The sequence below is a fragment of the Streptomyces sp. NPDC018026 genome, assembly GCF_044327745.1.
GTDB lineage: Bacteria > Actinomycetota > Actinomycetes > Streptomycetales > Streptomycetaceae > Streptomyces > Streptomyces rubrogriseus.
In genome coordinates, this window is the sequence record NZ_JBIRFY010000002.1 from 47,983 (window position 1) to 66,386 (window position 18,404).

The window sequence follows — 18,404 nt, forward strand, 5'->3', positions numbered from 1 at the left end:
CTGCCTAGCGTCGGTGCCACCGAGCTGTGGAGCACCGTGGAGGCGCGATGAAAGCCCGTGGCGGCCGCTGGATCGAGCACTGGGATCCCGAGAACGAGACCTTCTGGAAGGAGACGGGACGGCGAACGGCCCGGCGGAACCTGTTCTTCTCCGTGCTCTCCGAGCACATCGGGTTCTCCGTCTGGACACTGTGGTCCGTGCTGGTGCTCTTCATGGGCCCGGAGTACGGGCTGACCCCGGCCGACAAGTTCCTGCTGACGTCCGTGGTGACCCTCGTCGGGGCCGTCGTACGGGTGCCGTACACCTTCGCCGTGGCCGTCTTCGGCGGGCGGAACTGGACGATCATCTCGGCGAGCATGCTGCTCGTGCCGACGCTCGCGGCCTTCGTCGTGATGGAGCCCGGGACGTCCTTCTCGACGTTCCTGCTGGTCGGGCTGCTGGCCGGGATCGGAGGCGGCAACTTCGCCTCCTCCATGACCAACATCAACGCCTTCTTCCCGCTCAGGGAGAAGGGGTGGGCGCTGGGCCTCAACGCCGGCGGCGGCAATGTCGGTGTGCCCGTCATCCAGCTCGTCGCGCTCGCGATCATCGGGGCGAGCGGCGGGCCCCGGGTGCTGCTCGGCATCTACATCCCGCTGATCCTCGTGGCCGCCGTCCTCGCCGCGCGCTTCATGGACAACCTCACCACGGTGAAGAACGACACCGGAGCGGCCAAGGACGCCGCCAGGGACGCCCACACCTGGATCATGTCGGTGCTGTACGTCGGCACCTTCGGTTCCTTCATCGGCTACAGCTTCGCCTTCGGACAGGTGCTGACGACCCAGTTCGGGCGGACACCGCTGCAGGCGGCCTCTCTCACGTTCATCGGCCCGCTGCTCGGTTCACTCGTCCGCCCGCTGGGCGGCAGGCTCGCCGACCGGTACGGCGGTTCGCGGATCACCCTGTGGAACTTCGTCGCCATGGCCGCGGCCACCGCGGTCCTCGTCGTGGCCGGCATGGAGAAGTCGCTGGCGGTGTTCGTGACTGTGTTCGTGGCGCTGTTCGTGCTCAGCGGGCTCGGCAACGGCTCGACGTTCAAGATGATCCCGCACATCTTCCACGCCAAGGCGCTGGCCCAGGGGCTGACGGGAGAGCAGGCCGTGCTGCACGGGCGGCGGCTGTCGGGTGCGTCGATGGGGCTGATCGGCGCGGTGGGGGGCCTGGGCGGCGTCGGGATCAACCTCGCCTTCCGCCAGTCCTTCCTCTCCTCCGGCTCGGGCACCGGTGCCTTCGTCGCCTTCCTGGCCTGCTACGCCGTGTGCATCGTGGTCACCTGGTCGGTATACCTTCGCCGTCCCGACGTGCGCGGTGGGCCGGGGGCGGGAGCCGCGGAGGCGGAGGCGCGGCGCAGCTTCGCCGAGGTGTGACGTAACACTGGTGACATGAAGCGGAACCGAGCCCGTCACGCACGGTTGACAGGCTCGGTCGCCACGTGACTGTGCACGTGGGTGTGAACGGATCGGAGCGCGGCGAGCGATGGACGACGTGAGCGACGTAAGCGACGTGAGTGGTGCGGGTGGCGTCGGCGGCGTGGGCGACGGACCGGGGCGGTCCGGCCACGGCCCGCTGGCCGGGTTCACCGTGGGCGTGACCGCCGCCCGCCGGGCCGACGAACTGGGCGCGCTGCTCGGGCGGCGCGGGGCCACCGTCCTGCACGCACCGGCGCTGCGGATCGTGCCGCTGGCCGACGACGGCGAGCTGATGGCCGCGACCAAGCGGATCGTCGACCGGGCGCCGGACGTCGTCGTCGCCACCACCGCCATCGGGTTCCGGGGCTGGGTCGAGGCCGCCGACGGCTGGGGGCTCGGCGACGCCCTGCTGGAGCGGCTGCGCACGGTGGAACTGCTGGCGCGCGGGCCCAAGGTCAAGGGTGCGGTACGGGCCGCCGGACTGACCGAGCGGTGGTCACCCGCCTCGGAGTCCATGGCCGAGGTCCTGGACCGGCTCCTGGAACAGGGCGTGGCGGGCCGCCGGATCGCCGTACAACTGCACGGCGAGCCGCTGCCGGGGTTCGTGGAGGCGCTGCGGGAGGGCGGGGCCGAGGTGGTGGGGGTGCCCGTGTACCGGTGGCTGCCGCCCGAGGACCTCGGTCCGGTGGACCGGCTGCTGGACGCCGCCCTCTCGCGGGGCGTGGACGCCGTGACCTTCACCAGCGCACCCGCCGCGGTGTCCCTGCTGGGCCGGGCCGGGGAACGGGGCCTGCTGCCGGAGCTGCTCGCCGCGTTCGGCCACGACGTGCTGCCCGCCTGCGTCGGCCCGGTCACCGCGGTGCCGCTCCAGGCGCACGGTGTGGACACGGTCCAGCCCGAGCGCTTCCGGCTCGGGCCCCTCGTCCAGTTGCTGTGCCAGGAACTGCCGGCCCGCGCCCGTGCCCTGCCCGTCGCCGGGCACCGGCTGGAGATCCGCGGACACGCGGTGCTCGTCGACGGGGAGCTGCGGAGCGTGCCGCCCGCGGGGATGTCGCTGCTGCGGGCCCTTGCCCGCCGGCCCGGTTGGGTGGTCTCCCGCGCGGAGCTGCTGCGCGCCCTGCCGGGCACCGGCCGCGACGAACACGCCGTCGAGACGGCCATGGCCCGCCTGCGCACGTCCCTCGGCACCCCGAAGCTGATCCAGACGGTGGTCAAACGCGGCTACCGCCTCGCCCTGGACCCGGCCACGGACGCCAAGTACACGACCGACTGAGCCCCGCGCGGCACGGTCGTTCCGGGGTCGGACGCGGTGCGGCGGCACGTGCGCCGGGTCCCGGTGACATGGACGTGGGCGCGGGCGGTGACGCGCGGTGCGGACGACGGACGACGGACGACGCGGCCGGCCGCCGTACGCGGACCGGTTACGTACCGGCGAGCCTCCGCCGTGCCCGGTGCTCAGTGGCCGGGCGGGTGCGGTGTGCCGTGGGTCGCCGTGGGCCGCTCCGGGGTCCGGGGCGCGGGCTGCGCCGGTCGTCGGCCCCGTGTCGTCAGGCCCGCGGCCAGGCAGGCCGTCGCCAGCGTCGAGAGCACGGCGCGTACGACGTTCCAGGCCACCCACGGGTCCTCGAACCGCTCGCGCAGCGCCGCCGGGTCGCCGGGGCGGGCCAGGGCGTCGTTGAGGGGGACGTTGCCGACCACGGTGACCAGGAACGCGAGCGCGTACGCCGCCGCGCCCGCCCAGATCCACCGGCTGCCCGGCAGCCCGCGCGACTGCCACCCGGCGAGGCCCGCGAGGGCGAGTGCGCCCATGAAGACCAGCAGGAACACCGGGTTCTGGATCACGTCGTTGATGTCGCGCATCACGTCGACGTACACCCGGTCCTCGCTGCGCGCCAGCGCCGGCATCACGGCGCAGGCGAAGACGTAGAAGGCCCCGGCCATCAGTCCCGCGGCGACCGTGGCCGCGACCAGTACTCCACCGGCGGTGCGGGCCCGCCGTTCCCCGTTGATGTCTGTCATGCGTCCAGTCAACGGACGCCGCGGCGCGCCGGACATGGCCCGGGCGCGCGGGCGCATACGCGAGCGTCCACGAGGGGGCGGTACGAGGGGTTCCGGGCGCGGGTGCGGGCAGGCACTGTAGAAGGGAGCGCTCCGCAAGCGGTCCGCGCGCGGTCTCCCTGCTCCCCTTTCCGGGCCCGTGCCTGAGCGGGCAAGCCCTAGGCGGTGACAGGAACATGGCACTGGGTACGGCCACCGACCCGTACGAGCTGCGGTTCGACACCGGGCGGATCAGTCTGGACCTCATCGCCACCACCCACCCCGCGGAACGCCTGGACTCCGTCGACGCCCTGCGCGCCTGGATCACCGGCTCCGGACTCGTCCCGCCCGGCACCCCGCTGGCCCACGCCGACCCCTCCTGGCTGACCGGCTTCCGCGAACTGCGCGGCGAGACCGCCCGCTTGGTGCGCGGCCGCCCGGTACCCCGCGGCCGCCCCTACGAACTGGCCCTCGCCCGCGTCAACGAACTCGCCCTCGCCGCGCCCCCCGCACCCCGTGCGGTGCCCGGCGAGGACGGCACGCTGGTGCGGGAGCTGACCGGGCCGCCGCGGTGCGCCGCGCTGCTGGGGGCCCTGGCCCGGGACGCCGTGGAACTGCTCACCGACCCCGTCGCGCGGGCGAGCCTTCGGCAGTGCGCGGGCGACAACTGCCCCATCGTGTACGTGGACACCTCCCGAGGCCGCCGCCGGCGCTGGTGCTCCAGCGAGATCTGCGGCAACCGCGAGCGCGTCGCCCGGCACCGCCGCCGCGTCGCGCTGTCCCGGTAAGTCCGCCCGCGCCCCGTTCGTGCGGCGCCTTCGAGAAATCCCTCATCTCGATTTGAACACGCCGCACTTCGCGTCCGTACCGAATGGGCGAGCGACCGACTGGGGGATCCCCCGGACACCGGAGGTGGGCGTGCGCAAGGATTCCGTCGTGGCCAACGAACGTGGTGCGAGGGCCCGACATCGCATGTCGCAGTCGTCCTCGGAGCCCGACGAGGAGCTGATGCGCGCGCTGTACCGCGAGCACGCCGGCCCCTTGCTGGCCTACGTGCTGCGGCTGGTCGCGGGGGACCGCCAGCGCGCCGAGGACGTCGTCCAGGAGACGCTCATCCGTGCCTGGAAGAACGCCGGTCAGCTCAACCGTGCGACCGGATCGGTACGCCCCTGGCTGGTGACGGTCGCACGTCGCATCGTCATCGACGGCCACCGCAGCCGGCAGGCCCGGCCGCAGGAGGTCGATCCGTCGCCGCTGGAGGTCATCCCCGCGGAGGACGAGATCGACAAGGCGCTGTGGCTGATGACGCTGTCGGACGCGCTCGACGACCTGACCCCGGCCCACCGGGAGGTCCTCGTCGAGACGTACTTCAAGGGGCGTACCGTCAATGAGGCGGCGCAGACACTGGGCATACCCAGCGGCACCGTTCGCTCCCGGGTGTTCTACGCCCTGCGTTCGATGAAGCTGGCTCTGGAGGAGCGGGGGGTGACGGCGTGATGAGCGGCTACGGGGGAGTACAGGGATTCGGCCCGGGGGACACGGGTAACTCTGTCCCCATGCAGGGAACACCGGCGCCGAACGAGCACGAGACCGTCGGCGCCTATGCCCTCGGGATCCTCGACGACGCCGAGGCGACGGCCTTCGAGGCCCACCTCGCCACCTGCGAGTGGTGCGCCCAGCAGCTCGACGAGCTGGCCGGCATGGAGCCGATGATGGCGGCCCTCGCGGACCTGCCGGGCACCGGGACGCCCGCTGTCGCCGAGGCGCTCACCGTGAAGCCCAGCGCGCGGCTCTCGGAGAAGCTCGTCGACGAGGTCGCCGAACGCCGCGCGGGCAAACGCCGCCGCAACTTCTACCTGGTGGGCACCGCGGCCGCGCTGATCATCGGCGGCCCGTTCGCCGCCGTGGCGACCACCGGCGGCGGGGGCGGCGGTGACGACGGCGGCGGCCGCAGGGCCGAGGCGACGCAGCAGGCCGCGAGCCCCGCCGAGTCCGCCTTCGCCGCCATGCCGGACCGGGTCACCGCCACCGACCCGGGCACGCAGGTCAGCGCGACCGTGGCCCTGGAGAAGAAGGCCTGGGGGACCGAGACGGTCCTGGAGCTGAAGAACCTCAAGGGCCCCCAGAAGTGCTCCCTGATCGCCGTCGGCAAGAACGGCGAGCGGGAGACGCTCACCTCCTGGACGGTCCCCGACTGGGGCTACGGCATCCCGGGCGCCACCACCGAGAAGGCCAGGAAGCCGCTCTACGTGCACGGCGGCGCCGCCTTCGAACCCAACCAGATCTCCCACTTCGAGGTCATGACCTTCGACGGGAAGCGGCTGGTGGAGGTCGACGCGTGACCGGTGCTCCGGGCGCGCCGTAGCTTCCCGGGCCCCCTTGGCGTATTTTTGACGGCTGCCCAGCACGTCAGAAGGGGGCCCGGTGGCCGCACAGGCTCAACAGGATTCAGCGGTCGACTCGGAGCACGACTCCGTACGGGACCGTGAGATCAGCGTGGAACAGGCACACCTCGACCGGGTGTACCTACGCCTCGAGGAGAAGATCCACGAGGCGGAGTTCCTCATGCACGACGCCGCGCAGCGCGGCCACGTCGGCACGCCCGGCGCCCTCGCCGAGCGCGACGCGCAGGTCTTCCGGGCCGGCATCCACCTCAACCGCCTGAACAACGAGTTCGAGGACTTCCTGTTCGGCCGCATCGACCTGCTCCTCGGCAAGGACGGCAAGAAGGGCCCGGACGGCGCGTACACGGCCGTCGAGCCCGCCGAGGGCGCCCTCGGACCCGACGGCACCGCCGACATCGCCGAGACCCTGCACATCGGCCGCATCGGCGTCCTGGACGAGGACTACGCGCCGCTGGTCATCGACTGGCGGGCACCGGCCGCCGCCCCCTTCTACCGGTCCACGCCGGTCGACCCGGGCCGGGTCGTGCGCCGCCGGGTGATCCGCTCCAAGGGGCGGCGCGTCCTCGGCGTCGAGGACGACCTGATGCGGCCCGAGGTCACGGCCCGGCTGGACGGCGAGGAGCTGGCCGTCGTCGGTGACGGCGCCCTGATGGCCGCCCTCGGCCAGGCCCGTACCCACTCCATGCGGGACATCGTGGCCTCCATCCAGGCCGAGCAGGACCAGGTGATCCGCGCCCCGGCCGCCTCCGTGACCTACGTCGAGGGCGGCCCCGGCACCGGAAAGACCGCCGTCGCGCTGCACCGGGCGGCGTACCTGCTCTACCAGGACCGGCGCCGGTACGCGGGCGGCATCCTGATCGTCTCGCCGACGCCGCTGCTCGTGGCGTACACCGAGGGCGTGCTGCCCTCGCTCGGTGAGGAGGGGCAGGTGGCCATCCGCGCGATCGGTTCGCTGGCCGACGACGCGGCGGGCGCGCAGGCCACGCTGTACGACTCCCCGGCCACCGCCCGCGCCAAGGGCTCCGCCCGGATGCTCCGGGTGCTGCGCAGGGCCGCGCGCGGGGCGCTGGAGCCGGCCGACTCGCCGACGCTGCTCAGGGTCGTCGCCTTCGGCCGCCGCCTGGAGCTGGAGGCCGAGGAGCTGGCCGGCATCCGCCGCACCGTCCTCGGCGGCACCGCGCCCGTCAACCTGCTGCGTCCGCGCGCCCGCCGGCTGCTCCTGGACGCCCTGTGGGAGAAGTCGGGCGCCGGGGCCCGGCACAGCGACCCCGAGCTGGCCGCCGAGCTGCGCTCCTCCTTCGACGAGGACGTCAGCTCCGAGGACTCCTTCACCGGCTTCCTGGACGCCTGGTGGCCCGAGCTGACCCCGGGCGCCGTGCTGGCCGCCATGGCGGACGAGCGCCGCCTGGGCCGCTGGGCCCGGCGCGTGCTGAACCCGGGCGAGGTCCGCAAGGTGGCCCGTTCGCTGCGCCGCGAGGGCCACTCCGTGCACGACATCGCCCTGCTCGACGAACTCCAGGCGATCGTCGGCACCCCGGCCCGCCCCCGCAAGCGGCGCGAGCAGGACCCGCTGGACCAGCTCACCGGCCTGGAGGAGCTGATGCCGCAGCGCGAGGAGACCCAGTGGGAGCGCGCCGAGCGCCTCGCGCAGGAGCGCACCGAGTACGCGCACGTCATCGTCGACGAGGCGCAAGACCTCACCCCCATGCAGTGGCGGATGGTCGGCCGCCGCGGCCGGCACGCCACCTGGACGGTCGTCGGCGACCCGGCCCAGTCCTCCTGGTCCGACCCCGACGAGGCGGCCGCCGCCCGTGACGAGGCCCTGGGCAGCCGCCCGCGCCGCCGCTTCGAGCTGACCGTGAACTACCGCAACCCGGCCGAGATCGCCGAGCTGGCGGCGAAGGTCCTGGCGCTGGCCATGCCCGGCTCGCCGTCCCCGTCGGCCGTACGCTCGACCGGCGTCGAACCGCGCTTCGCGGTGGTCGAGGAGTCCCTCGCCCGGACGGTCCGCGCGGAGGCGGACCGGCTGCTCGGCCTCGTCGACGGCACCGTAGGCGTCGTGGTCGCCATGAACCGGCGCGAGGAGGCCCGGCGCTGGCTGGCCGGGCTCGGCGACCGCGTGGTGGCGCTGGGCAGCCTGGAGGCCAAGGGCCTGGAGTACGACGCCACGGTCGTGGTCTCCCCGGCCGAGATCGCCGACGAGTCGCCCGCCGGACTGCGCGTGCTGTACGTCGCCCTGACCCGGGCCACCCAGCAGCTGACGGTCGTCTCCGGCGAGCGGGACGAGCCGGACGCCTCGGGGGTGCCGGACCTGCTGCGCGACTGAGCGCCGGGCCGGGGGACCGGCCCCGGACGTGCAAAAGGCCCGCGCCGTCGACGGCGCGGGCCTTCCGCTCTCGTTCAAGTGGCACCGACCCGCCATGCTCGCCTCGCGGCAAGTGGTCGCTCGTAGCGACGAAGGTTGGGCCCGGGGGCTTGGATCGAGCCGGTGCCACGTCCAAGGTAACAAACGATCCCCGCAAGACAATTCCCGTCCCGCGGGTTCCTTCCGCGATCGCGCCGCGATGTGCCCGCGATCGTGCCCCGTCCCCGTCCGAGTCTTCCGGCGGGCCTTCCCCCGACGGGCTACTTCTCGTATGGTGGAAGTCGTTTTCCGAAATCGGAGTGAACAAAAAGTTCGCAATCCGGGGCGGCTACCGCGTACCCAGTGGTAGGTGCGACGATCGGACGGCACAACCCAGTTACACGGTGAAAGCAGAGGAAGTCGGCCATGGCAACGGCGCCCAGCGTCTCCTACTCGATGACGGTCCGACTGGAGGTGCCCGCCGGCGGAACCGCCGTCTCGCAGCTCACCACGGCGGTGGAGTCCGCGGGCGGTTCGGTCACCGGCCTCGACGTCACGGCCTCCGGCCACGACAAGCTCCGCATCGACGTCACCATCGCGGCCGGCTCGACCGCCCACGCCGACGAGATCGTCGAGCAGCTGCGCGGCATCGAGGGCGTCAGCCTGGGCAAGGTCTCCGACCGTACCTTCCTCATGCACCTCGGCGGCAAGATCGAGATGCAGTCCAAGCACCCCATCCGCAACCGCGACGACCTGTCCATGGTCTACACGCCCGGCGTGGCGCGGGTCTGCATGGCGATCGCCGAGAACCCCGAGGACGCCCGGCGCCTGACCATCAAGCGCAATTCCGTTGCGGTCGTGACGGACGGCTCCGCCGTCCTCGGCCTCGGCAACATCGGCCCGAAGGCCGCGCTGCCGGTGATGGAGGGCAAGGCGGCCCTGTTCAAGCGGTTCGCCGGCATCGACGCCTGGCCGCTCTGCCTGGACACCCAGGACACCGACGCGATCGTCGAGATCGTCAAGGCCATCGCCCCGGGCTTCGCCGGTATCAATCTGGAGGACATCTCCGCGCCCCGCTGCTTCGAGATCGAGGCCCGGCTGCGCGAGGCCCTCGACATCCCCGTCTTCCACGACGACCAGCACGGCACCGCCATCGTGGTGCTCGCCGCGCTGACCAACGCCCTGCGCGTGGTCGACAAGCCCATCGAGAACGTACGGGTCGTCATGTCCGGCGCCGGCGCGGCCGGTACGGCCATCCTCAAGCTGCTGCTGGCCGCCGGGGTCAAGAACGCCGTCGTCGCCGACATCCACGGCGTCGTGCACTCGGGCCGCGCCGACCTGGTGGACGCCGCGCCCGAGTCCGCCCTGCGCTGGATCGCCGACAACACCAACCCCGAGGGCCTCACCGGCACCCTCAAGGAGGCCGTGCACGGCGCCGACGTCTTCATCGGCGTCTCCGCCCCCAACGTCCTGGACGGCGACGACGTGGCCGCCATGGCCGACGGCGCGATCGTGTTCGCGCTCGCGAACCCCGACCCCGAGGTGGACCCGGCGATCGCCCGGGAGACGGCCGCCGTCGTCGCCACCGGCCGCTCGGACTTCCCGAACCAGATCAACAACGTGCTGGTCTTCCCGGGCGTCTTCCGCGGCCTGCTCGACGCCCAGTCCCGCACCGTCAACACCGAGATGATGCTCGCGGCCGCACACGCCCTCGCGGACGTGGTGACCGAGGACGAGCTGAACCCGAACTACGTCATCCCCAGCGTCTTCAACGACAAGGTCGCCGGTGCCGTCGCGGGCGCCGTGCGGGACGCGGCGAAGGCCGCCGGAGTGGTGGCGTAGTTTCCCCCGGCCGGGGAAGGCGGCCTGTGGCGTGGTGGTGAGGATCACCACGGCGGGCCGCCCCTCCGGCGCGTCGCGGGATGTCGGGCCTCGGATCGCCCTCTAGGGTTGCGCAAGGCTCAGGCCCTCTCGGCGTGTGACTCCCAAGGGTGTTCTCACGACTCCTGGGGGTGCCGGATTGGCTTTACCGCCGCAGGTGGAGGCAGGATGCCTCCCTGGGCGCGAGGGTCTGACGACCGACCCGGGTCCGGGGAATGTCAGAGGGCCCTGGCAGCATCGGCATCGCTGTGCCCAACATGCGGCTCCGCCGCGTGGCACGCCTCAACGGCAAGAAGAACACGGGAGTAACAACTATGAACCGCAGTGAGCTGGTGGCCGCCCTGGCCGACCGCGCCGAGGTGACCCGCAAGGACGCCGACGCCGTGCTGGCCGCCTTCGCCGAGGTTGTCGGCGACATCGTCTCCAAGGGCGACGAGAAGGTCACCATCCCCGGCTTCCTGACCTTCGAGCGCACCCACCGTGCCGCTCGCACCGCCCGCAACCCGCAGACCGGCGAGCCGATCCAGATTCCGGCCGGCTACAGCGTCAAGGTCTCCGCGGGCTCCAAGCTCAAGGAAGCCGCCAAGGGCAAGTAAGCGCTCCGCTTGGAGTGCCGGGGACTGCGCGGATCGTTCGTTCGGGATGCGGTCGTTTCGCGGCTGCGGGCCCGTTGTGGCTGGTCGCGCAGTTCCCCGCGCCCCTTTGGGGCGCTCCTCGATACGCCGGTGGGGCGGTCACCCGAGTTCGGGTGACCGCCCCACCGGCGTTGCGTGCGTGGGTCAGCCCAGGGCCTTGCCCGGGAGTTCCACCTTCGCGCCCAGCTCGACGAGCTTGTCCATGAAGTTCTCGTAGCCGCGGTTGATCAGGTCGATGCCGTGGACCCGGGACGTGCCCTGGGCCGCGAGGGCGGCGATCAGGTACGAGAAGCCGCCGCGCAGGTCGGGGATGACCAGGTCGGCGCCCTCCAGCTTGGTCGGCCCGGAGACGACGGCCGAGTGCAGGAAGTTGCGCTGGCCGAAACGGCAGTGGGAACCGCCCAGGCACTCGCGGTAGAGCTGGATGTGGGCGCCCATCTGGTTGAGCGCCGAGGTGAAGCCCAGCCGGGACTCGTAGACCGTCTCGTGGACGATGGACAGCCCCGTGGCCTGTGTCAGCGCCACCACCAGCGGCTGCTGCCAGTCGGTCTGGAAGCCGGGGTGCACGTCCGTCTCCAGGGCGATGGACTTCAGCCGGCCGCCCGGATGCCAGAAGCGGATGCCCTCGTCGTCGATCTCGAAGGCGCCGCCCACCTTCCGGAAGGTGTTGAGGAACGTCATCATCGAGCGCTGCTGGGCCCCGCGGACGTAGACGTTGCCCTCGGTGGCCAGCGCCGCGGAGGCCCAGGAGGCCGCCTCCAGGCGGTCCGAGAGGGCACGGTGGGTGTAACCGCCCAGCTCGTCCACGCCGGTGACGCGGATGGTGCGGTCGGTGTCCATGGCGATGATCGCGCCCATTTTCTGCAGGACGCAGATCAGGTCCTCGATCTCCGGCTCCACGGCCGCGTTGGACAGCTCCGTGACGCCCTCGGCGAGCACCGCGGTCAGCAGCACCTGCTCGGTCGCGCCGACGGACGGGTACGGCAGGTTGATCTTCGTGCCGCGCAGCCGCTGCGGAGCCTCCAGGTACTGGCCGTCCGCCCGCTTCTCGATCTTCGCGCCGAACTGCCGCAGCACGTCGAAGTGGAAGTCGATGGGCCGGCCGCCGATGTCGCAGCCGCCCAGGCCCGGGATGAAGGCGTGCCCGAGGCGGTGCAGCAGCGGGCCGCAGAACAGGATCGGGATGCGCGACGAGCCCGCGTGGGCATCGATGTCGGCGACGTTCGCGCTCTCCACGTGGGTCGGGTCGAGCACCAGCTCGCCGGGCTCCTCGCCCGGACGGACGGTCACCCCGTGCAGTTGCAGCAGTCCGCGTACGACCCGCACGTCGCGGATGTCCGGCACGTTGCGCAGCCGGCTCGGCGCACTGCCCAGCAGAGCGGCCACCATGGCCTTCGGCACGAGGTTCTTCGCACCGCGGACCCGGATCTCGCCCTCCAGCGGGGTTCCGCCGTGGACAAGCAGTACGTCATCAGCGCCGTTGACGGTCATGAATCTCGCGTTCCGTGGGGTTGGGCAGGGGCCAGAAGGGAAAGGGTAATCGTCTTGTACCCCCCATCCATGCGCCTGCGCACGGTCCGGCAACGTCATGGATTTGTCACAACACGCGGCGTTCACCGGCGCGTACGGGGGGTCACGATCGAGGGACGTGCGCGGGTGCGTGTTCACTCCCGTGCCCCCGATTGCCTCCCCACCGGAGGGGAACATGCGGGATCATGTCTGGCATGACCGAGGTGTCCTCGCTCACGGGGCGACTGCTCGTGGCAACGCCCGCCCTGGCGGACCCGAACTTCGAGCGTGCGGTGGTGCTCCTGCTCGACCACGACGAGGAGGGCTCCCTCGGTGTCGTCCTCAACCGTCCCACGCCCGTCGACGTGGGCGACATCCTGGAGGACTGGGCGGACCTGGCCGGTGAACCGGGCGTCGTCTTCCAGGGCGGCCCGGTGTCCCTGGACTCGGCCCTCGGCGTCGCCGTCGTCCCCGGCGGGGCGTCGGGCGAGCGGGCGCCGCTGGGCTGGCGCCGGGTGCACGGCGCGATCGGGCTGGTGGACCTGGAGGCGCCGCCGGAGCTGCTGGCGTCCGCCGTGGGCGCCCTGCGGATCTTCGCCGGGTACGCGGGCTGGGGGCCCGGCCAGCTGGAGGACGAGCTGACCGAGGGCGCCTGGTACGTGGTCGAGTCCGAGCCCGGTGACGTCTCCTCGCCGTTCCCCGAGAGACTCTGGCGCGAGGTGCTGCGCCGCCAGCGGGGCGACCTGGCGATGGTGGCGACGTATCCGGACGACCCTTCGCTCAACTGAAGCGTGTGAGCTTCAGTACCCTTGGCCGTTATGAGCACTCTCGAGCCCGAGCGCGGGACAGGTACGGGAACCCTCGTCGAGCCGACGCCGCAGACGTCCCACGGCGACGGCGATCACGAGCGCTTCGCGCATTACGTCCAGAAGGACAAGATCATGGCGAGCGCCCTCGACGGCACCCCCGTCGTGGCGCTGTGCGGCAAGGTCTGGGTACCGGGCCGCGATCCGAAGAAGTACCCCGTCTGCCCCATGTGCAAGGAGATCTACGAGTCCATGAGCGGTGGCGGGGACGAGGGCAAGGGCAAGGGCGGCGACAAGAAGTAGGCGCCGCTGCCCGTACAGACCCCTCAGAACTTCCCGAAGGCCCCCGGAGTGTGCCCGCGCGCACTCCGGGGGCCTTCGTGCGTCGGGCTGATTAACAAAGAGGTTTACGAATTGGTTCAGACCTCTTGTGGACAGGTTCATGTCTCCCTACGCTCCTGGGTGTTGTGCAGAGCGAAACCGTCATTGCATATGTTGCAACGCACGCCCGGAGGAAAGACTCCATGAAGCTCGCCCCCCGCCTTGCCGTACTGCTGGCCGCGGCCGTCGTCGCCGCGACGGCCTGCGCACCCCAGGCGTCCGACAACTCCTCCTCCGGCAAGGACGAGAAGAGCGGCACCCTGCGCGTCTGGCTGTTCCAGGAGGTCAACAACAAGCCGAAGGAAAAGGTCGTCGACGCGGCCCTCGCCGACTTCGAGAAGGCACACGCGGACACGAAGGTCACCGTGGAGTACATCCCGGTCGAGACCCGTGCCCAGCGCATCAAGGCCGCCTTCAACGACCCGAAGAGCGCCCCCGACGTCATCGAGTTCGGCAACACCGACACCGCCGGTTACGTGAAGGACGGCGGACTCGCCGACATATCCGAGGAGTTCGCGGCCTGGGACGAGGCCAAGGACGCCGACCCCACCGCCCGCCAGTCGGTCACCGTGGACGGAAAGGTCTACGGCGCCCCCTACTTCGTCGGCGTCCGCGCCCTCTACTACCGCACCGACGTCTTCGACGAACTCGGACTCGAACCCCCCAAGTCGCTGGCGGAACTGGCGTCCACCGCCAAGAAGGTGCACGCCGCGAAGCCCGACCTCTACGGCATCGCGGTCGGCGGCGCCTACACCTACGGCGCGATGCCGTTCATCTGGGCCAACGGCGGCGAACTCGCCACCGGCAAGGGCGGCTCGTACGCCTCCGCGATCGACAGCGCCGCCGCCCAGAAGGGCATCAAGGCGTACACGTCCCTGTTCGGGGACACCAACTGCCCCGCCGCCAAGTGCGCCGGCATGGGCGGCAACGACACCGTCACGGCCTTCGCCTCGGGCAAGGCGGCCATGGCCATCGGCGGCGACTTCAGCCACCAGGCCGTGGAGGCCGGCGCGGCGAAGGGCAAGTACGCGGTGGTGCCGCTGCCCGGCGTCGAGCCCGGCTCCATCGCCCCCGCCTTCGCGGGCGGCAACAACATCGGCGTCCTGAAGAGCACCTCGCACCGCACCCTCGCCGTCGACCTGATGCAGCGGCTCGCGTCCAAGAAGGCGCAGGGCGAACTGTTCGACGCGATGGGCTTCCTGCCGACCTTCACGGACGTACGGCAGCAGGTGGCGGCCAAGGAGCCGTTCGTGAAGCCGTTCGTCGACACGCTCGCCGCGGGCACGAAGTTCGTCCCGGCCTCTCCCGCGTGGGCGACGATCGACTCCTCGCAGGTGCTGCCGACGATGTTCCAGGAGGTGGTCAGCGGCAAGAAGGACGTGGGCGGTGCCGCGGGGGATGCGGCTCGGAAGATGGACGACGCGTTTGGCTCCGCCGGATGAGTGTGGCGCCTTCCAGCTCGGGGGGTGCGGTGCGTTCGCGGGTGCGGGATCGTCGTGGTTTCTCGCGCAGTTCCCCGCGCCCCTATCGGGGCTCCTCCAGTACCCCCTGGATATATCTCGCGCCTGCTCTTGTCGTCCTGGGTGGGCTGCTGGTCTACCCCGTGTACCAGCTTGGGTTGATCTCCTTCCTGGAGTACACGCAGGCTCAGGTGTCCGGTGGGGAGCCGGCGACGTTCCAGGGGTTCGGGAACTATGCCGAGCTGTTCGGGGACGGGGAGTTCTGGCGGGTGCTGCTCGCCACCGTCGTGTTCGCGGCCGCCTGTGTGGTGTCCACGCTGGCCGTCGGGTGTGCGCTCGCCGTGCTGCTGACGCGGGTGCGGGCCGTGCCGCGGCTGGCGTTGATGCTGGCGGGGCTGGGCGCGTGGGCGACCCCGGCGGTCACCGGGTCGACGGTCTGGCTGCTGCTGTTCGACCCGGACTTCGGGCCCGTCAACCGCATGCTGGGCCTGGGTGACCACTCCTGGACGTACGAGCGGTACAGCGCCTTCCTGCTCGTGCTGCTCGAAGTGGTCTGGTGCTCCTTCCCGTTCGTCATGGTGACCGTCTACGCCGGGATCCGGGCCGTACCGTCCGAGGTGCTGGAGGCCGCCGCGCTGGACGGGGCCTCGCAGTGGCGGATCTGGCGCTCGGTGCTCGCGCCGATGCTCCGGCCGATCCTGGTGGTCGTCACCATCCAGTCGGTCATCTGGGACTTCAAGGTCTTCACCCAGATCTACGTCATGACGGGCGGCGGCGGCATCGCCGGCCAGAACATGGTCCTCAACGTCTACGCCTACCAGAAGGCCTTCGCGTCCTCGCAGTACAGCCTCGGCTCCGCGATCGGCGTGGTCATGCTGCTGATCCTGCTCGCCGTGACGCTGGTCTACCTGCGGCTGCTGCGCCGCCAGGGGGAGGAGCTGTGAATCTTCCGCGTGCGCGAGTGCGCCGTCCGTGGCGGCTCGCGGCCGAGGTGTCCGCGCTGCTGATCGCGGTGGTCGTCGCCTTCCCGCTGTACTGGATGGTGCTGAGCGCCTTCAAACCGGCCGGGGAGATCGAGTCGGCCGAGCCCCGTCCCTGGACGCTGACCCCCTCGCTGGACTCCTTCCGGCGGGTGTTCGAACAGCAGGAATTCGGCCGCTACTTTCTCAACAGCCTGATCGTGGCGGGTTCCGTGGTGATCGCCTCGGCGTTGATCGCGTTTCTCGCGGCGACCGCGGTGACGCGTTTCCGGTTCCGTTTCCGGACCACCCTGCTGATCATGTTCCTGGTGGCCCAGATGGTGCCCGTGGAGGCGCTCACGATCCCGCTGTTCTTCCTGATGCGGGACTTCGGCCAGCTGAACACGCTGGGCTCGCTGATCCTGCCCCACATCGCCTTCTCGCTGCCCTTCGCGATCTGGATGCTGCGGGGCTTCGTGAAAGCGGTGCCGGAGGCCCTGGAAGAGGCCGCCTACATCGACGGGGCGAGCCGGAGCCGCTTTCTCTGGCAGATACTTTTCCCGCTGGTCTTCCCGGGGCTGGTGGCCACCAGCGTCTTCTCCTTCATCTCGACCTGGAACGACTTCCTGTTCGCCAAGTCGTTCATCATCAGTGACACCTCCCAGTCGACGCTGCCGATGGCGCTGCTGGTCTTCTACAAGCCGGACGATCCCGACTGGGGCGGCGTCATGGCCGCGTCCACGGTGATGACGATTCCGGTGCTGGTCTTCTTCGTACTGGTACAACGACGACTCGTCTCCGGCCTCGGCGGAGCGGTAAAGGACTGACAACGTGACGGACCTGACGGACGTGACGGACGCGACCGACGTGACCGACGTGATTCCCCGGCCGCGGCACGCGGCGGCCCAGGACGCCTTCTTCGACCTCGGCCCCGACACCCGGCTGGTGGCCGACGAGGGCGCCGGGCACACCGAGCGCTGGCTGCGCGCCACCCTGGGCGCGGCCACCGGCCTGCCGCTGGCGCCCGGCGAGGGGGGAGGCGGCGTCGTCCGGCTGTCCCTCGACGGGGAACTCGCCGACGAGGGCTACCGCCTCGACGTCGCACCCGACGGCGTACGGCTCACCGGCGGCGCTCCCGCCGGACTCTTCTGGGGCGCCCAGACCCTGCGCCAGCTGCTCGGTCCGGACGCCTTCCGGCGCGCCCCGCTGCCCGGCCGCCGGTGGCGGCTGCCGCTGGGCCGCATCGAGGACGCGCCCCGCTTCGGCTGGCGCGGACTGATGCTGGACGTCTCCCGTCACTTCATGCCGAAGGACGGCGTCCTGCGCCAACTGGACCTGATGGCCGCCCACAAACTCAACGTCCTGCACTTCCACCTGACGGACGACCAGGGCTGGCGCATCGAGATCAAACGCCACCCGAAGCTCACCGAGACCGGCTCCTGGCGCTCCCGCACGAAATTCGGTCACCGGGCCTCGCCGCTGTGGGAGGACAAACCCCACGGCGGCTACTACACGCAGGAGGACATCCGGGAGATCGTCGCCTACGCGGCCGCGCGGCACATCACCGTCGTCCCCGAAATCGACGTGCCCGGACACTCGCAGGCGGCCATCGCGGCCTATCCGGAACTCGGCAACACCGATGTGATCGACACCACCGCGCTCTCCGTCTGGGACACCTGGGGCGTATCCCCGAACGTCCTCGCCCCCACCGAGAACACGCTGCGCTTCTACGAGGGCGTGTTCGAGGAACTCCTGGAGCTTTTCCCCTCCGAGTTCGTCCACATCGGCGGCGACGAATGCCCCAAGGACCAGTGGCGGGCCTCGGCCACCGCGCAGGCGCGGATGGCGGAACTCGGCCTCGCCGACGAGGACGAACTCCAGTCCTGGTTCATCCAGCACTTCGACACCTGGCTCGCCGGACGGGGACGCCGGCTCATCGGCTGGGACGAGATCCTGGAGGGCGGACTCGCCAAGGGCGCGGCCGTGTCCTCCTGGCGCGGTTACGCGGGCGGGATCGCCGCCGCGCGCGCGGGGCACGACGTGGTGATGTGCCCCGAGCAGCAGGTCTACCTGAACTTCCGGGAGGACGGCGGTGCGGACGAACCCGTGCCGATCGCCTTCGTGCGCACCCTGGAGGACGTCTACCGGTTCGAGCCGGTTCCGGCGGAACTGACCCCGCAGGAGGCCGGACATGTGATCGGCACCCAGGCGAACCTGTGGACCGAGGTGACGGAGAACCAGGAGCGGGTGGACTACCAGCTCTTCCCGAGGCTCGCCGCCTTCGCCGAGGTCGCCTGGAGTGCCCTGCCCGCCCCGGCCGACCGGGACTACGCCGCCTTCGAGCGGCGGATGGCCACCCACTACCGGCGGCTCGACGCCCTGGGCGTCGCCTACCGCCCGCCGGCCGGTCCGCGGCCCTGGCAGCGGCGGCCCGGTGTGCTCGGCCGCCCGATGGACGGGCCGCCGCCGAACAAGTAAGAGAAACGCCCCTAAACGTCACCGAAGAGTGGCAACTCGCGCGCATCGCGCGTAACTCCGA

16 protein-coding genes are annotated in these 18,404 nt (G+C 71.2%); 14 read left to right on the plus strand and 2 right to left on the minus strand.

The features are described 5' to 3' along the window. Positions 1-47: 47 nt before the first annotated feature. Both ACH4D3_RS05795 and ACH4D3_RS05800 read left to right on the plus strand, forming a co-directional pair. Positions 48-1,406, plus strand: coding sequence for an MFS transporter (locus tag ACH4D3_RS05795; protein ID WP_398316758.1), 1,359 nt, complete (start codon positions 48-50; stop codon positions 1,404-1,406). Between the two features lie 109 nt (positions 1,407-1,515). Beyond that, positions 1,516-2,721: a uroporphyrinogen-III synthase gene (locus ACH4D3_RS05800; protein WP_398316761.1), complete on the plus strand. Its 1,206-nt coding sequence runs from the start codon at positions 1,516-1,518 to the stop codon at positions 2,719-2,721. 182 nt (positions 2,722-2,903) lie between these two features. Here ACH4D3_RS05800 and ACH4D3_RS05805 read toward each other — a convergent pair whose 3' ends face one another. Then, positions 2,904-3,467, minus strand: coding sequence for a DUF1772 domain-containing protein (locus ACH4D3_RS05805; protein WP_398316764.1), 564 nt, complete (start codon positions 3,465-3,467; stop codon positions 2,904-2,906). 215 nt (positions 3,468-3,682) lie between these two features. On the opposite strand from ACH4D3_RS05805, the gene ACH4D3_RS05810 reads away from it, so the two are divergent. From ACH4D3_RS05810 to ACH4D3_RS05835, 6 genes are all read left to right on the plus strand, one after another. Beyond that, complete coding sequence (locus ACH4D3_RS05810) at positions 3,683-4,273, plus strand: CGNR zinc finger domain-containing protein (protein WP_398316766.1); 591 nt, start codon at positions 3,683-3,685, stop codon at positions 4,271-4,273. A 184-nt stretch (positions 4,274-4,457) separates the two neighbouring features. After that, entirely contained in the window at positions 4,458-4,982 is a 525-nt protein-coding gene (locus tag ACH4D3_RS05815; RefSeq protein WP_007450155.1) for a sigma-70 family RNA polymerase sigma factor, read from the plus strand. Positions 4,983-5,041: 59 nt separating this feature from the next. Then, entirely contained in the window at positions 5,042-5,827 is a 786-nt protein-coding gene (gene rsuA / locus ACH4D3_RS05820) for an anti-sigma U factor RsuA (protein ID WP_398316769.1), read from the plus strand. 82 nt (positions 5,828-5,909) lie between these two features. Beyond that, a complete protein-coding gene (locus ACH4D3_RS05825) occupies positions 5,910-8,216 on the plus strand; it encodes a HelD family protein (protein WP_398316772.1) in 2,307 nt (768 codons plus the stop codon). A 444-nt stretch (positions 8,217-8,660) separates the two neighbouring features. Next, the gene (locus tag ACH4D3_RS05830; RefSeq protein WP_398316775.1) at positions 8,661-10,076 is read left to right on the plus strand and encodes an NAD-dependent malic enzyme; all 1,416 of its coding nucleotides are present in this window, start codon (positions 8,661-8,663) and stop codon (positions 10,074-10,076) included. Positions 10,077-10,429: 353 nt separating this feature from the next. Beyond that, positions 10,430-10,711 (plus strand): HU family DNA-binding protein, encoded by a 282-nt coding sequence (locus ACH4D3_RS05835; protein ID WP_003950507.1) that lies wholly within the window; start codon positions 10,430-10,432, stop codon positions 10,709-10,711. 183 nt (positions 10,712-10,894) lie between these two features. Here the strand turns inward: ACH4D3_RS05835 and murA are convergent, their stop codons facing one another. After that, a complete protein-coding gene (gene murA, locus ACH4D3_RS05840) occupies positions 10,895-12,241 on the minus strand; it encodes a UDP-N-acetylglucosamine 1-carboxyvinyltransferase (RefSeq protein WP_115742388.1) in 1,347 nt (448 codons plus the stop codon). A gap of 233 nt (positions 12,242-12,474) precedes the next feature. On the opposite strand from murA, the gene ACH4D3_RS05845 reads away from it, so the two are divergent. From ACH4D3_RS05845 to ACH4D3_RS05870, 6 genes are all read left to right on the plus strand, one after another. Further along, entirely contained in the window at positions 12,475-13,047 is a 573-nt protein-coding gene (locus ACH4D3_RS05845; protein WP_042826249.1) for a YqgE/AlgH family protein, read from the plus strand. 30 nt (positions 13,048-13,077) lie between these two features. Continuing rightward, positions 13,078-13,368, plus strand: coding sequence for a DUF3039 domain-containing protein (locus ACH4D3_RS05850; protein WP_398316779.1), 291 nt, complete (start codon positions 13,078-13,080; stop codon positions 13,366-13,368). A 221-nt stretch (positions 13,369-13,589) separates the two neighbouring features. After that, positions 13,590-14,888, plus strand: coding sequence for an extracellular solute-binding protein (locus ACH4D3_RS05855; protein WP_398316782.1), 1,299 nt, complete (start codon positions 13,590-13,592; stop codon positions 14,886-14,888). After that, a complete protein-coding gene (locus tag ACH4D3_RS05860; RefSeq protein ID WP_398316785.1) occupies positions 14,885-15,850 on the plus strand; it encodes a carbohydrate ABC transporter permease in 966 nt (321 codons plus the stop codon). Before ACH4D3_RS05855 ends, ACH4D3_RS05860 begins: the two co-directional genes overlap by 4 nt. Then, positions 15,847-16,692 carry a carbohydrate ABC transporter permease gene (locus ACH4D3_RS05865; protein WP_398316788.1) on the plus strand — a complete coding sequence of 282 codons (846 nt, stop codon included), beginning with the start codon at positions 15,847-15,849 and terminating at the stop codon, positions 16,690-16,692. Before ACH4D3_RS05860 ends, ACH4D3_RS05865 begins: the two co-directional genes overlap by 4 nt. A gap of 4 nt (positions 16,693-16,696) precedes the next feature. Beyond that, entirely contained in the window at positions 16,697-18,343 is a 1,647-nt protein-coding gene (locus tag ACH4D3_RS05870) for a beta-N-acetylhexosaminidase (protein ID WP_398316791.1), read from the plus strand. Positions 18,344-18,404 lie beyond the last annotated feature (61 nt).

Bases quoted from the DNA above. Each gene is read 5' to 3' on its own strand.
- ACH4D3_RS05815 (WP_007450155.1), top strand. From the start codon at position 4,458: ATGTCGCAGTCGTCCTCGGAGCCCGACGAGGAGCTGATGCGCGCGCTG.
- ACH4D3_RS05835 (WP_003950507.1), top strand. From the start codon at position 10,430: ATGAACCGCAGTGAGCTGGTGGCCGCCCTGGCCGACCGCGCCGAGGTG.
- ACH4D3_RS05810 (WP_398316766.1), top strand. From the start codon at position 3,683: ATGGCACTGGGTACGGCCACCGACCCGTACGAGCTGCGGTTCGACACC.
- ACH4D3_RS05855 (WP_398316782.1), top strand. From the start codon at position 13,590: ATGAAGCTCGCCCCCCGCCTTGCCGTACTGCTGGCCGCGGCCGTCGTC.
- murA (WP_115742388.1), bottom strand. From the start codon at position 12,241: ATGACCGTCAACGGCGCTGATGACGTACTGCTTGTCCACGGCGGAACC.
- ACH4D3_RS05845 (WP_042826249.1), top strand. From the start codon at position 12,475: ATGACCGAGGTGTCCTCGCTCACGGGGCGACTGCTCGTGGCAACGCCC.
- ACH4D3_RS05800 (WP_398316761.1), top strand. From the start codon at position 1,516: ATGGACGACGTGAGCGACGTAAGCGACGTGAGTGGTGCGGGTGGCGTC.
- ACH4D3_RS05830 (WP_398316775.1), top strand. From the start codon at position 8,661: ATGGCAACGGCGCCCAGCGTCTCCTACTCGATGACGGTCCGACTGGAG.
- ACH4D3_RS05860 (WP_398316785.1), top strand. From the start codon at position 14,885: ATGAGTGTGGCGCCTTCCAGCTCGGGGGGTGCGGTGCGTTCGCGGGTG.
- ACH4D3_RS05795 (WP_398316758.1), top strand. From the start codon at position 48: ATGAAAGCCCGTGGCGGCCGCTGGATCGAGCACTGGGATCCCGAGAAC.
- ACH4D3_RS05805 (WP_398316764.1), bottom strand. From the start codon at position 3,467: ATGACAGACATCAACGGGGAACGGCGGGCCCGCACCGCCGGTGGAGTA.
- rsuA (WP_398316769.1), top strand. From the start codon at position 5,042: ATGCAGGGAACACCGGCGCCGAACGAGCACGAGACCGTCGGCGCCTAT.
- ACH4D3_RS05850 (WP_398316779.1), top strand. From the start codon at position 13,078: ATGAGCACTCTCGAGCCCGAGCGCGGGACAGGTACGGGAACCCTCGTC.